The following is a 14,003-nucleotide window of genomic DNA, read 5'->3' as shown; positions in this document are numbered from 1 at the left end:
GTTACCCCACCTCCTTTTTCTCAAACCATCTTGCAGTTAAAAATGACAGCGCCGCAAACCAGACCAGCGAAATGACCAATACAAGTATAATCATCCAAAATGCCATTGCCGTACTCTGATCTGCAACCGGCTCACCATTAGGCAAAATACCTAACACGGAAATCATAAGATGCGGCACCCAGCTATACGGGCAGATCATCCACAAAGAGGTTGTAGCCGTAAAAATCCCTAAAACGCTTCCAAGTCCGGCATTAAGAATAACCGTGACAAAGATACCAACTTTTTTTGATAACCATAAGCACAGCGGAACTTCCCATAGGCTTGCAATGACAATACAAGTTGTTCCGGCCGCAGCCTGCCAAATTTCGATTGTCAGGGGAATTTCGTTGATAACTAATATTGCAAAACCGCCCAACAGATTTAGCGCCAGGAAAATGAAATTCCCCACACAGGAGTAAATACCGGCCACTCCAATTTTTGCTTTCCAGACTTTGTTCTGCGAAACAGGCAATGAAGCAACGGCACGATATTTTAGTTTGCCATTATCCCGCTGTTCAATCAAGGCACAGGTGAGCGTAAGGAATCCAGGATAAAGCAGGATATACCACCAATTATAAGAATTGAGCTGGAACCAAAGAGGGGCAAAAAAGTTCATAAGCGCAGTTACAAACGGGGCCAGAACGATCAGCGTTTTTGTGAAAGTTCTCTTATGCTTTAGGTTCTCTGCCTGAATATATGCCATCTCCATTTAATATCCCTCCTTACCATTTCTGCGAATAACATCCATAAAGAGTTGTTCCAAATCTTCACCGGCGCGAAGCTCTCCCTCATATCCAAGGACGCCGCCAGCAATGATACCCACATGATCTGCAATCTGCTGGACTTCTGACAGAATATGGCTGGACAAAATAACTGTAATCCCTTTGCAGGGAAAAGAGCGAATTAACTCTCGAAGTTCCTCAATCCCTAAAGGGTCAAGGCCGTTAGTCGGTTCATCCAGAATCAAAAGCTGGGGACTGTTCAGCAATGCAATAGCAATACCAAGCCGCTGCTTCATACCAAGAGAAAACTGCCCGGCCCGTTTCTTGCCGGTATTCGTGAGCTGGACAATTTGCAATACCTCGTTAATTCGTGCATCGTCCAGGCCGAGCAATGTAGTTCTGACTTTGAGATTTTCGTATGCAGTCAGATTTTCGTAAAGCGGGGGCATCTCAATCAAAGCACCGATATGCTCCAGAGCATTCCGCTTCCACGGGTGGCCGTCAAACTCGATGCTTCCCGATGTGGGGCGCAAAATGCCGGTGAACATTTTTAAGATCGTGGATTTGCCAGCCCCATTCGGCCCCAGCAGACCATAAACCGAGTTGCGCCGGATGTTCAGTGACACATTGTTTACCGCCATTTGCCCCTTGAAATTTTTGCAGAGGTCAGTCGTTTTCAAAATCATATCCATATAATCAAGTCCTTTCTTTGATTTTACGGATAGCATACCGTGCAATTTTGAAGATTTCATAAAGATTCCCGAAAACAGAATATGAACAATACACCGTAACCGTGGAGCATATCGCAACAAAGCACCAACCTACGCATTTGGTGGTCAGCTATGCCGGGGAAGCGGCGGTTTCCGGTGTTTCTCTGGTAAACCAGTTTAACACGATTTTTATTTACCTGTTTACGGCACTGGCATCCGGTGGCGCAGTGGTGATCAGCCAGTATATTGGCAGAAAGGCAATAGATGCTGCCGGGGAATCTGCAAGCCAGCTCCTGCGGTTCTCCGCAATTTTTTCCACATTAGTCTCAGCACTTGTGCTGATCGGTAATGAGGGAATGCTGCGTCTGATGTTCGGAAAAGTGGAAAGCGATGTGATGCAGGCCTGCATTACTTATCTTAAAATTTCCGCTTATTCCTATCCGGCTCTGGCGGTCTATAATGCCGGTGCTTCCCTTTTTCGCAGTGTGGGAAAGACCAGCGTGACCATGTATCTGTCGGTGGCTTCCAATATCATCAATGTCATTGGGAACCTGATCGGCGTGTTTGTGCTGCACGCAGGCGTTGCCGGTGTCGCCTGGCCCTCTTTGATCGCCCGGACATTTTCGGCAGTGGTAATCACCGTGCTTTGTTTCCGCAAGAAAAACCATGTATTTTATACGCGCAAATGGATTTTTCAGTGGAACGGGGCGCTTATGCGGCACATTTTAAGGATAGCCATTCCAAATGGGTTGGAAAACGGCGTGTTTCAGTTGGTAAAGGTGGCACTCAGCAGTATTGTGGCACTCTTTGGTACTTATCAGATCGCGGCAAACGGCGTGGCGCAAAGCATCTGGTCTTTGGCTGCCCTGGCTAGCGTTTCTATGGGGCCGGTGTTTATCACGGTCATTGGGCAGTGCATGGGAAACAATAATACACAGATTGCAGAGAGTTACTTAAAAAAACTGACAAAGATTACGGTGCTGCTTTCATTCGCATGGAATCTGCTGATTTTCGTTTTGACTCCTCTGTTTATGAGGTTCTATGCGTTGGAGCCGGACACCAAGCAGCTTGTCATTTGGTTGGTTCTGATACACAATCTGTTCAATGCCATTGCCTATCCTTTTTCCGGGGCACTTAGTAATGGGCTGCGTGCCGCAGGCGATGTGAAGTTCACCATGTATGTTTCGGTCATATCTACCATAGCAGTGCGCCTGTTGCTGTCCTGGCTTTTAGGGGTTGCCCTGCAGATGGGCGTCATAGGAATTGCGATTGCAATGGTCAGCGATTGGGTTATCCGGGCTGTTATTTTCTTCTGGAGACAAAAGTCCGGGAAGTGGAAAACTTTTCAGGTAATATAATTTTATTAGAAAAATGATGGAGGTACATTATGAGCAAGAAAATTTTAGTGGCGTATTTTTCAGCCAGTGGTGTGACTGCAAAGGCAGCGTGGAAACTTTCAGAAGCGATTGAAGCTGATCTGCACGAAATCAAACCGGAGGTTCCTTATTCTTCTGCTGATTTGAATTGGATGGACAAAAAGAGCAGAAGCTCTGTTGAAATGAATGACCCGTCATCCCGGCCGACGATTGCAGAGAAGCTAGCTGACATGGAAAAGTATGATGTTGTTTTCGTGGGGTTCCCTATCTGGTGGTATGTTGCTCCGACGATTATCAATACGTTTCTGGAAAGCTATGATTTTTCCGGTAAGACGATTATTCCTTTTGCAACCTCCGGAGGCAGCGGTATGGGAAAGACAAATGAGAAACTGGAACCGAGCTGTCCGGGGGCAACACTGCTTCAGGGCAAGCTGCTGAATGGAAACTTATCAGAATATTCCTTAAAAAATTGGGTGAAGAATCTGAACTTATAAAAACAATGGCAGGGAGGACAAAGCGGGATGAATGCGATGGGATATCGAATATCGCCCAACGGATGGGAAGTAATCCCTGAAGATGGACTAATAATTAAGCTTGATTTTACCGTTACTGTTCATTCCGTTCTCAGTAACACGCTTCGCGATGCACAGAATTTATGCTGATCGCATAAATTCGCGCAGTATGTCTCGGGTTTTCTGTGACCTTCGCTCACAAAAAACACCTCACGGAATATTGCCAGTGAACAGTAACTTTTCTTTGAAATCCATTGACAGGGACGAGTACAAAGAGTATAATCATGACCGAAAGAACAAAAATGGTCAAAACGATTTGGAGGTTATCACTTGGCGTTTACAGAACAGAAAAATGAAATGATCCGCAAGGATTTGTTAGACGAAGCGTTGCGTTGTGCCGTGACCATCGGGGTGCGGAAAACATCGGTGGAACAGCTCACGGAGGCGGTGGGTATTGCAAAGGGTTCGTTCTATAAGTTCTTCCCATCCAAAGAACTGCTGTTCTTTGCTGTGCTGGAAAATATTCATGCGGAAACGTATGCCGTAGCGGAGAAAGCCTTGCAGGACAATGCAGAACTTCCACCAACGGAGCGAGCAACGAAGATCATTCTTGCCGCCTGCAAATACCTTTCCGATACCAAAGCTATGACCTTCATCGAAAACAATGCGGAGTATTTGTTGCGGCGGATACCATCTGACATCAAGGCCGCCCACTATCACGATGACGAAGTTCATATTCGCCAAATTCTGGAGGCAAGTGGACTTGTGCCGAAAGGCGGAATGGATCTGGCTGCCGCCACCATCCGTGGACTGATCTTAACTGTCTCCCATCAGGGGGAAATCGGCGAACTGTATCCGCAGGTGTTGGGAATGCTGGTGCATGGTGCTTGCAGGGAATTATTTGATTAAATCGAAAAGCTGCCGTCTGGCGGCTTTTCAAAAGACAGAGAGTTAGATGCGACTAATCGGAACGCAGGAGTGATGTTATGAAGGTAACATTTTGGGATCGCACAGCGAAAATCTATGACCACTTTATAAAGAAAGACCACAAGGCATATAAGCAAATGTATTCTCTAATCTATCCTGTGGTGCGGCACAAGCAGGTGCTGGAGCTGGCAACCGATACAGCAGCAATATGTTTCCTATCTGTCCGATTGGCGTACCAATCTTGGTGGGAAAAAGAATTTCCACAACAGCACAGGCGCACTTATGATTGTATTGCACTGATGAGCTATTATACCGTCTGCAAAGCGGTGACAAGCGTTGCGGAAATTACCAAACAGCATGACCTATTGGAAGTTATACCTGCCATGTGCAATCCCGATCATGCTGCCTGTTGGGGCGAGTCTGTTTGTGAAAATGGCGTTTCAGAGTGCAAAGAAGCATCCGAAGGAATGCAGATCGGCTCGTGTGGATATTGATCGGCGTATCACCGCCACCATTGAATCGTGGAAGAAGGCTGCGATATGAAATTTTGATAAATTAGAAAATCGCTTCGAAGGGGAGTAAAAAAAATGTGAGCACCCATCGGAAATTTGGATGGGTGCTCATTGCTGTTTATCAGGAGGGATTGATATATGACGGCTTTTTATGGAATCCTGCTCCCGTTTTTCGGAACTGTAATGGGAGCCGGATGCGTATTCTTTTTGAAAAGATCACTTGGAACGCAAGTACAGCGGGCATTGACCGGCTTTGCCGCCGGGGTTATGGTGGCGGCCTCTATCTGGAGTTTGCTGATTCCAGCTATGGAACAGGCGGCGGATATGGGTAAAGGTGCGGTGATTCCTGCCGCAGCCGGTTTCTGGCTTGGCATCCTGTTCCTGCTGATTTTGGATAGGCTCATCCCACACCTGCATCGTAATGCTGACCAGCCGGAAGGTGTAAAAAGTGGATTTGGCAGGACAACTATGCTGCTGGCAGTAACGCTCCATAACATTCCCGAAGGAATGGCAGTAGGCGTGGTCTATGCAGGCTTTTTGACCGGAAACGATGAAATCACAGCAGCGGGTGCGTTGGCATTATCTCTCGGTATCGCCATTCAAAACTTCCCGGAGGGTGCCATTATCTCTATGCCTCTGCGGGCAGAGGGAATGAAGAAAGGGCAAGCCTTTCTAAGCGGTGTCCTATCCGGCATTGTAGAGCCACTGGGGGCGGTGTTAACAATTCTTGCAGCACAGTTTGTTGTCCCCGCTTTGCCGTATTTGCTGAGTTTTGCCGCAGGAGCTATGCTCTATGTGGTAGTGGAAGAACTGATTCCTGAAATGTCTGCTGGAAAGCATTCCAACATCGGTACAGTATTCTTTGCGTTAGGATTCAGCGTGATGATGGTGTTGGATGTGGTGCTGGGATAAGAATTTCAGCTTTGCTGCAAATATTTTTTACCAAATGGAGCGAAAAAAGCGGATCGGATTAGAAAGTAAACTGTAAAATGAATATAATTACTACGGAAGCCGTGAAAACCGGCTTTCCTTAATTAATACGAGTTAGCTGCCTATAACTTTCCTTTAAGGAGGTGTTAATTTGGAAAATGAATATAGTCCCTGGGCAATGTTTCACAGTACGGACATGGGTGACAATCTGGAAGAAATGGTGGAGACTGAGGATTGCAAGGTGCTTCGGATGAGAGATCCCAGCGGCGATGGACTTATGACCATTTATCGGGTATTTGACGGTGTGTACCTGATATATAACGATTTTCACATGACCCATTGTTACAGCCGTTTTAACAGTTCGTCCCGCATCTTCTGCATCGACCATTGTCGGGAAGGACGAATCGAGCATCGGACGGACAAAGATATGCGGTATTACATGGAACAGGGCGATTTGCGAATGGATCGCCGGGTGCATCACAGCGGCGATATGTATTTTCCTGTGTCTCACTATCATGGTATCACGGTTGGCTTCTTCCTCGATCATGCGGAACAATCCGTGCGGGAGGCAATGCCTGGTGTGTCCTTTGACTTATCGGAACTGGCAGACAAGTTCTGCGGTAAGGACAGTATCTATATCCTGCGCAAACACCCTTCCATTGAGCATATCTTCTCGGAGCTTTACAATGTTCCGGCAAAGATACGCATGGACTATTTCAAAATTAAGGTCATGGAGCTGCTGGTGTTCCTGCGGGCTTTGGAACTGTCTGAGTACAAGGATGAACGCCCGTATTTCTATTCCAGCCAGGCTGAGAAGATCAGGGCGGTACATAAGCTGCTGACCGACGATTTGACCCGAAATTACACCACTGAAGAACTGGCAAAGCAATTTGATCTCAGCACATCGGCCCTGAAAAACGGCTTCAAGGGTGTGTATGGCAGCCCCATCTATACCTATATCCGCAACTACAAGATGAATGTGGCAGCGTCCATGCTGGTAACAGACCGTAAAAAGCGGATTATTGAGATTGCGTCTGCTGTCGGCTACGATAATCCAAGTAAATTTGCAGCGGCTTTCAAGGAAATCTTTGATACGCCCCCTGCTGAATACAGAAATGACAGGAGGTAGAACATGAACACAAAAATGAAACGCTCTACAGCAACGTGGATCTGGGACTTTGCGGGAGAATATCGCTCCCGTTATGTACTCAGCGTACTCAGTGCTGTGTGTGGCGTGATCTGCGGCATTTTGCCCTATTTCGTCATGGCAAATATGATTGGCGATTTACTGGGTGGATGCCGGGACACGAATATTTACTTACAACACTGCCTTGTGATGGCGCTTCTTTGGGTGGGGCGATGCGGCTTTCACAGCATTTCCACCACGCTTTCTCACAAGGCGACCTTTGCGGTGTTGGGCAACATCCGCAAACGGGTATGTGAGAAGCTGACTCGTGTGCCGCTGGGCACGGTGCTGGATATGCCCTCCGGTTCGGTGAAAAATGTACTGGTGGAGCGCATCGACAGCATCGAGACCACTATGGCGCATATCATTCCCGAATTTACATCAAACCTGTTGGTGCCTATTGCCCTGCTGGTGTATCTCTTTGTACTGGATTGGCGCATGGCTCTGGCTGTGCTGGTAACAGTGCCCATCGGATTCGGGTGCTATGCAGGAATGACCCGTGGCTATGCGGAAAGCTATCAGAACACCGTGGATAAAACCAAGATACTCAATGATACTGCGGTAGAGTATATCAACGGCATTGAGGTCATCAAAGCGTTTGGCAAGGCACAAAGCTCCTATGAAAAATTCGTGGTCGCCGCCAAAGAGGGCGCAAGCTGTTATGTGGAATGGATGCGGCGATGCAATATCTATTTCTGCCTTGCCATGTCCGTTTTCCCGGCGACCATGGTGGCGGTTCTTCCCATCGGCGGTCTGCTGTTCCGTGCCGGTACGCTGGATGCCAATACCTTTATTCAGGTCATTTTGTTCTCCGTTGGTTTGATCACATCCCTGATTACCGTTATGTCCTACGGCGACGATCTGGCAAAGCTGAGTACTATCATCGGAGAAGTGACCGGTATTTTAGAGCAGGAGGAGCAGACCCGCCCGCAGGTTTCCGCATCTCAGCCGAAAAATAACGATATTGCGCTGCATGACGTGACCTTCGGCTACCACGAGAAAGAGGTGCTTCATGGCATCAACATGACCATTCGGGAAGGCACGGTCAACGCCCTCGTTGGTCCTTCCGGCAGCGGGAAATCCACCATTGCAAAACTCATTGCGGGACTGTGGGATGTGGACGGCGGCAGTATTTCTTTCGGCGGCGTGGATATTCGCCAAATGACCCAGCAGGACTACAATCGGTACATTGCCTATGTCTCTCAGGACAATTACCTGTTCGACACCACCGTCATGGAAAATATTCGTATGGGCAACCAGAGCGCAACGGACGAAGAAGTCATTGAGGCGGCCCAGAACAGCGGTTGCCATGACTTTATTATGAGTTTGGATCACGGCTACCAGACTATTGTGGGCGGTGCCGGTGGGCATCTCTCCGGTGGCGAGCGTCAGCGTATCACCATTGCCCGTGCCATGTTGAAAAACGCTCCTATCGTCATTCTGGACGAGGCAACAGCTTTTACCGATCCGGAAAATGAAGCCCTCATTCAGTCCTCCGTAGCCAAGCTGACAAAAGGAAAGACCCTGCTGGTCATTGCCCATAGGCTTTCCACTATCACCAACAGCGACCGGATATTTGTGGTGGAGGATGGCAATATCCGCTCCAGTGGTACCCACCAGGAGCTGCTGGAAAAGGACAGCCTGTACGCACAGATGTGGCGTTCTCATATTGCTGTGCGGGATACGGAGGAAGGAGGTGCAGCACAATGATCCAGATATTTAGACGTTTTTTCAATTTTTGCGGTGAGATCAACAAACGCAAATTTACAAAGTCCATTTTCCTCGGTGTGCTGAAGGCTATGTTTGAGGCTTTGAAAATTCCGGCTATCGCCGTGACCTTACAGGGCGTTTTGAGCGGAAATCTGACGGTACAGCATATCTTGCTGTCTTTCGGTATTATGTTGCTTAGTATCGCAGGCAATGCTTTTGCGAATTACTGCTCCACCATGCTCCAATGCGAGGCTGGATACGGCACCTGTGCCGACAAACGCATTGAAATTGCCGAGCATTTGAAGTATCTCCCTATGGGCTACTTCAACCAAAACAGCCTTGGCTATATCACCTCCGTCGCCACCAACAGCATGGAGGCTCTGGCAGATGTTGCCACCCGTGTTGTCATGATGGTGACCCAGGGCATTCTGACTACGGTGGTGGTTGCGCTGATGATTTTGTACTTTGACCTGCGGATTGGCGGCATCTCCGTAATTGGTGTGCTCCTGTTCTTTGCCGTCAACAGCTACTTGCAGAAGAAAGCAAAGACGGTCGCACCGGTAAAGGATGCTTCTGACCGCAAGCTGGTGGAAAAGGTGCTGGAGTACATTCAGGGCATTGCGGAAGTCAAGTCTTACAATCTGACCGGAGAAAAGAGCAAGGCTCTGAATCAGGCCATCGACGAAAACACAGCAGCAAACATAAAATCGGAGATTACCTTTGTCCCCATCATGTTCTTGCAAAGTCTGATAGCCAAGCTCATCGGCGTGGTCATTGCGGGCGTATCCGTTGCGTTTTATCTGAACGGCACAATGGAACTGCTGAACGCCGTGGTCATGATCATTGCCGCCTTTATTCTGTTCGGCGCACTGGACAGTGCTGGCAGTTACTCGGCACTCCTGCGAAATGTTGACTTGAATGTAAGCAAGGCAAACTCTGTGCTGGATATGCCTACTATGGATATTGACGGAAAAGATATTACCCCGGATAGTTATGATATTGATGTGGAGAATGTAGAGTTCTCTTACGACAAGCGAAAGACTATTGACGGCATTTCCGTGCATATTCCGCAGAAAACCTCCACAGCCATCGTGGGTCCTTCCGGTGGTGGCAAAACAACGCTTTGCCATCTCATCGCCCGGTTCTGGGATGTGGACAAGGGCTGCGTTAGCTTAGGAGGTGTGGATGTAAAGGAATACAGCATGGACAGTTTGATGCGCAATTTCAGCTTTGTGTTCCAGAGCGTCTATCTGTTCCAGGACACCATTGCCAACAATATCCGTTTCGGTCAGCCGGATGCACCGATGGAAAAGGTTATCGAAGCAGCGAAAAAAGCCTGCTGTCACGATTTCATCATGGCACTACCCGATGGGTATGAAACCATTATCGGTGAGGGCGGCGCAAATCTTTCCGGCGGTGAAAAACAGCGCATTTCCATTGCCAGAGCCATTATGAAGGATGCACCCATTGTCATTTTGGACGAGGCAACCGCCAATGTTGACCCGGAAAGCGAGCAGGAGCTGACTAATGCCATTGAAGCACTGACCAAAGAGAAAACCATCATCATGATTGCCCATCGACTGAAAACCGTTCGCCACGCTGACAACATCCTCGTCATTGACGGCGGCAAAATTGTCCAAAGCGGTACTCACGAACAGCTCATGCAGCAAGGCGGCATCTATCGCAGATTTGTGGAGTCCAGAGAACTGGCCGTTGGCTGGAAAGTATAAAAAAAGAAGAAAACAACAAGAAAGACAACAAACTCCCAATCGTGGATTGCAACGGTGGAAATTTCCTTCTGAGTCGTTAGAAATTGCAAAGATGTATCTGCATACTGCTGATTATAGTATGAAAAAGCCATGTGGTATTTATGAACTGAAAAATATACAGAGTATATTGCGAAGAAAAATCGCATATGATATAATGCTCGCAGGCAAAAAAGAATTAAAGTGTTTATAACAAAAAAAGCAAAAGCCCTCGAAGTTGCAGCTTCCAGGGCTTTCTTCATATTTCATTTTTTATTACAGTGGACAAAGAATCAGCAGGTCAGAGCTGCGCTGTTTGCAGTATAGAAGATAATTGCTGATTTTATTACGCAGCAGGAATATTCAGTTAGGCTTACGCACAACAGGAAATTCCCATTCAATGCAGAAAGGGGCGGTTTTATGAAGCAGGATACATTGGAGGGCAGAGCAAAAACGAAAAACGGTGTCATTCGATTATGCTTTTCGGTGCTTTGTATTTTATTGGAAGCAGCTTTTATCATTATCATGATCACAAGGCTGAATGAGTATGCGGAGATCGTTAATCTGCTGACCAGAGTCTTTGCAGGAATTCTGGTTCTGGCACTATATGCATCTGATCAGACCTCTTCCATGAAAATGCCATGGATCATTCTGATACTTGTGTTTCCGATCATGGGTGTAGCATTATATCTGCTCATCGGATTAAATGGCGGAACCCATAAAATGCGAGAACGATATGCGGATATCGACAGAAAGCTTCTGCCGCTTCTGCCGGACAATCGGGAAAAACTGGAAAATATCAAAAACAAAATCCCCAAAGCAGGAAATATCAGTGAGTATATTTGGAAAAACGCAGGTTATCCCGTATACCAGAACACGGATATTGTTTATTATGATGAGGCGGTAAAGGGATTAGAAGCACAATTATTGGCACTGTCAAAGGCTGAAAAATTTATTTTTATGGAATACCATGCGATAGAAGATGCAGAGGCCTGGAAAAAGATCCAGAAAGTACTGGAGGAGCGTGTGCAGGCAGGCGTGGAAGTGCGAGTATTTTATGATGATATGGGATCTATTGGATTTATTAATACGGATTTCGTAAAAAAGATGGAGCAGATCGGAATCCACTGCCGGGTATTTAATCCATTTATGCCGGGGCTGAATGTATTTCTGAACAACCGTGATCATCGAAAAATAACAGTGATCGATGGAAAAGTAGCTTTCACAGGCGGCTATAATCTGGCAAATGAATATTTTAATTACACCAATCCTTACGGACAATGGAAGGATACCGGGATCCGTCTTGAAGGCGATGCAGTTCAGTCGCTGACAGCAACATTCCTTGAAATGTGGAATGCAGCCAATGACAGGAATAATAATGAGGATTTCAGCAAATATTTTATAAGATCAGAATATAAGGCAGCTCAGACCGGATTTGTACAGCCTTATGCAGATAGTCCAATGGATGATGAACAGGTAGGAGAGGAAGTTTATATCAGCATGGTCAACAAAGCAGAAAAATACTGCTGGTTTATGACGCCATATCTGATCATTACGGATGAAATGACACATGCTCTGTGCCTTGCTGCAAAGAGGGGAGTTGATGTAAGGATCATTACACCGGGAATCCCGGATAAAAAAATGATTTACAGTGTTACACGTTCTTTTTATCATGGACTGGTTAAAAATGGAGTGCGGATCTATGAGTGGACACCTGGCTTCTGCCACGCCAAGATGAGTGTGGCAGATGACTGTATGGCAACCTGCGGAACCATAAATCTGGATTACAGAAGTCTTTATCATCATTTTGAAAACGGATGCTTTATGGCAGACAGTCCGGCTGTGTTATCCATAAGAAATGATCTGGAAGAAACAATGCAGGAATGTCGGGAAGTAACAGAACAATACCGGACAGGACGCAGTGCATATCTTCGTCTGGGACAGCTTTTCATGAGATTATTTGCAGGATTATTGTAAGAAAGAGGTGTAGATCTATGTGTACAGCAGCAACTTATCAGACAAAGGATTTTTATATGGGAAGAACTCTTGACTATGAGTTTTCCTATGGGGAAGAGGTGACCATAACTCCAAGAAATTATGAGTTCGATTTTCGATATGCAGGAAAATCAAAAACACATTATGCTCTCATAGGAATGGCATTTGTAGCAGGAGATTATCCGCTTTATTATGATGCGGCTAATGAAAAGGGACTGGGTATGGCAGGACTTAACTTTGTGGGGAATGCGGCATATGCAGATGAAGTGACAGAGGCAGATAAGGATCTTATCCAGGTGGCGCAATATGAATTTATTCCATGGATCCTTACCCAATGTGCTTCGGTGGCTGAAGCAAGGAGGATGCTTTCTAATATGAAGCTTATGGGAACACCCTTCAGTGAACAGCTTCCAACTGCACAGCTTCACTGGATGATCGCAGACAAGGAGGAATGCATCGTTGTAGAATCCATGAAAGACGGAATGCACATCTATGATGATCCTGTTGGCGTACTTACAAATAATCCTCCATTCCCCGGTCAGATGTTTGCACTTAACAATTTTGCAGGTGTATCCAGAAAGCAGCCGGAAAGTACATTTGCAGGAGTGCTGGAGCTGGATCCATACAGCAGAGGAATGGGCGGAATGGGAATTCCGGGAGATCTTTCAAGCCAGTCAAGATTTGTAAAGGTTGCATTTACAAAACTAAATGCAATATCCGGAGATGGGGAAAACGAAAGTGTCAGCCAGTTTTTCCATATTTTAGGCTCTGTTGATCAGCAGCGGGGATGCTGTGAGGTATCAGATGGCGCATATGAGATCACGATCTATACTTCATGCTGCAACACGACAAAGGGAATCTATTATTACACCACATATGATAATCATCAGATAACAGCAGTAGATATGTATGCGGAAAACCTTGATTCAGACAAGCTGATCCGTTATCCGATCATATTAAATGGTGAGATCAGATGGCATAATAAATGAGATCAGGATTTTTACAGAAGATAATGAGGTAGGAAGATGGAAAATTATTCAATAGTATTCAGCAGCTTAACCGGTAATACAAAAAAGTTGGCTGAGGCGATCTATGAAGTGCTGCCAAAAGATAAGTGTGATCACTTTGGGGAGACCGGATCACAGGTACCTGGATCCGATCTGCTGTATATCGGATTTTGGACGGACAAAGGGAATGCAGATAAGAAGACCCTGGAATTGTTATCCAAATTAAAAGGGAAGAAGATTTTTCTGTTTGGAACAGCCGGTTTTGGTGCAAGTGCGGCATATTTTGAAAAGGTCCTCGGTCAGGTCAGACAGTCTGTTGCTCCGGGTAATGTTGTTATCGGAGAGTATATGTGTCAGGGAAAGATGCCCCAGTCTGTGCGTGAACGATATATAAAAATGAAAGAAAATCCGGAACACCCTGCGAATCTTGATCTGTTGATCAAAAATTTTGACTGTGCTTTGTCTCATCCTGATACGGACGACCTGGAAAAACTGAAGAAGATCATTATGAAATAAAAACGGTGTACCAGCAACTGCCAGTCAGCCGATCGCAGTGTATACAGAGATTTGACTTTACAGCAGAGAAAAATATCAAGTATAATACTATAGCATTATTAAAAATCCCTTCCGGG

At 46.3% G+C, this 14,003-nt stretch carries 14 protein-coding genes; 12 read left to right on the top strand and 2 right to left on the bottom strand.

Annotated elements, in window-relative coordinates:
• Position 1 precedes the first annotated feature (1 nt).
• Both EYS05_RS02545 and EYS05_RS02540 read right to left on the bottom strand, forming a co-directional pair.
• Positions 2-748: a lantibiotic immunity ABC transporter MutE/EpiE family permease subunit gene (locus EYS05_RS02545; RefSeq protein WP_138276532.1), complete on the bottom strand. Its 747-nt coding sequence runs from the start codon at positions 746-748 to the stop codon at positions 2-4.
• Positions 749-1,453 (bottom strand): lantibiotic protection ABC transporter ATP-binding protein, encoded by a 705-nt coding sequence (locus tag EYS05_RS02540; protein ID WP_174235858.1) that lies wholly within the window; start codon positions 1,451-1,453, stop codon positions 749-751.
• Between the two features lie 101 nt (positions 1,454-1,554).
• On the opposite strand from EYS05_RS02540, the gene EYS05_RS02535 reads away from it, so the two are divergent.
• From EYS05_RS02535 to bilS, 12 genes are all read left to right on the top strand, one after another.
• Entirely contained in the window at positions 1,555-2,829 is a 1,275-nt protein-coding gene (locus EYS05_RS02535; RefSeq protein ID WP_243119191.1) for an MATE family efflux transporter, read from the top strand.
• Positions 2,830-2,858: 29 nt separating this feature from the next.
• Positions 2,859-3,341 (top strand): flavodoxin, encoded by a 483-nt coding sequence (locus tag EYS05_RS02530; protein WP_138276530.1) that lies wholly within the window; start codon positions 2,859-2,861, stop codon positions 3,339-3,341.
• A gap of 348 nt (positions 3,342-3,689) precedes the next feature.
• The gene (locus EYS05_RS02525) at positions 3,690-4,268 is read left to right on the top strand and encodes a TetR/AcrR family transcriptional regulator (protein WP_138276529.1); all 579 of its coding nucleotides are present in this window, start codon (positions 3,690-3,692) and stop codon (positions 4,266-4,268) included.
• 77 nt (positions 4,269-4,345) lie between these two features.
• On the top strand, positions 4,346-4,780 hold the full coding sequence (locus EYS05_RS17335) for a hypothetical protein (protein ID WP_158293298.1): 435 nt from the start codon (positions 4,346-4,348) through the stop codon (positions 4,778-4,780).
• Positions 4,781-4,936: 156 nt separating this feature from the next.
• Positions 4,937-5,710 (top strand): ZIP family metal transporter, encoded by a 774-nt coding sequence (locus tag EYS05_RS02515; protein ID WP_138276528.1) that lies wholly within the window; start codon positions 4,937-4,939, stop codon positions 5,708-5,710.
• Positions 5,711-5,879: 169 nt separating this feature from the next.
• A complete protein-coding gene (locus EYS05_RS02510) occupies positions 5,880-6,857 on the top strand; it encodes a helix-turn-helix domain-containing protein (protein ID WP_227752278.1) in 978 nt (325 codons plus the stop codon).
• A gap of 3 nt (positions 6,858-6,860) precedes the next feature.
• Entirely contained in the window at positions 6,861-8,624 is a 1,764-nt protein-coding gene (locus EYS05_RS02505; protein WP_138276527.1) for an ABC transporter ATP-binding protein, read from the top strand.
• Positions 8,621-10,354 (top strand): ABC transporter ATP-binding protein, encoded by a 1,734-nt coding sequence (locus EYS05_RS02500; protein ID WP_138276526.1) that lies wholly within the window; start codon positions 8,621-8,623, stop codon positions 10,352-10,354. The genes EYS05_RS02505 and EYS05_RS02500 overlap by 4 nt, the downstream gene beginning before the upstream one ends.
• The gene (locus EYS05_RS02495) at positions 10,338-10,583 is read left to right on the top strand and encodes a hypothetical protein (protein ID WP_138276525.1); all 246 of its coding nucleotides are present in this window, start codon (positions 10,338-10,340) and stop codon (positions 10,581-10,583) included. The genes EYS05_RS02500 and EYS05_RS02495 overlap by 17 nt, the downstream gene beginning before the upstream one ends.
• A 206-nt stretch (positions 10,584-10,789) precedes the next feature.
• Positions 10,790-12,346 (top strand): cardiolipin synthase, encoded by a 1,557-nt coding sequence (cls, locus tag EYS05_RS02490; protein ID WP_138276524.1) that lies wholly within the window; start codon positions 10,790-10,792, stop codon positions 12,344-12,346.
• 17 nt (positions 12,347-12,363) lie between these two features.
• Entirely contained in the window at positions 12,364-13,353 is a 990-nt protein-coding gene (bsh, locus tag EYS05_RS02485; RefSeq protein WP_118625039.1) for a choloylglycine hydrolase, read from the top strand.
• A gap of 36 nt (positions 13,354-13,389) precedes the next feature.
• The gene (gene bilS / locus EYS05_RS02480) at positions 13,390-13,887 is read left to right on the top strand and encodes a flavodoxin family protein BilS (RefSeq protein ID WP_022427068.1); all 498 of its coding nucleotides are present in this window, start codon (positions 13,390-13,392) and stop codon (positions 13,885-13,887) included.
• Positions 13,888-14,003 lie beyond the last annotated feature (116 nt).

The sequence above is a fragment of the Blautia sp. SC05B48 genome (genome assembly GCF_005848555.1).
Taxonomy (GTDB): Bacteria; Bacillota; Clostridia; order Lachnospirales; family Lachnospiraceae; genus Blautia_A.
Note: the sequence above shows the minus strand (reverse complement) of the source record. Positions and strands in the feature narration are given on the sequence as shown.

Coding starts and splice junctions, on each gene's coding strand:
- EYS05_RS02500 (WP_138276526.1), top strand. CDS start 8,621: ATGATCCAGATATTTAGACGTTTTTTCAATTTTTGCGGTGAGATCAAC.
- EYS05_RS02530 (WP_138276530.1), top strand. CDS start 2,859: ATGAGCAAGAAAATTTTAGTGGCGTATTTTTCAGCCAGTGGTGTGACT.
- cls (WP_138276524.1), top strand. CDS start 10,790: ATGAAGCAGGATACATTGGAGGGCAGAGCAAAAACGAAAAACGGTGTC.
- EYS05_RS02540 (WP_174235858.1), bottom strand. CDS start 1,453: ATGGATATGATTTTGAAAACGACTGACCTCTGCAAAAATTTCAAGGGG.
- EYS05_RS02505 (WP_138276527.1), top strand. CDS start 6,861: ATGAACACAAAAATGAAACGCTCTACAGCAACGTGGATCTGGGACTTT.
- EYS05_RS02515 (WP_138276528.1), top strand. CDS start 4,937: ATGACGGCTTTTTATGGAATCCTGCTCCCGTTTTTCGGAACTGTAATG.
- EYS05_RS17335 (WP_158293298.1), top strand. CDS start 4,346: ATGAAGGTAACATTTTGGGATCGCACAGCGAAAATCTATGACCACTTT.
- bsh (WP_118625039.1), top strand. CDS start 12,364: ATGTGTACAGCAGCAACTTATCAGACAAAGGATTTTTATATGGGAAGA.
- bilS (WP_022427068.1), top strand. CDS start 13,390: ATGGAAAATTATTCAATAGTATTCAGCAGCTTAACCGGTAATACAAAA.
- EYS05_RS02545 (WP_138276532.1), bottom strand. CDS start 748: ATGGAGATGGCATATATTCAGGCAGAGAACCTAAAGCATAAGAGAACT.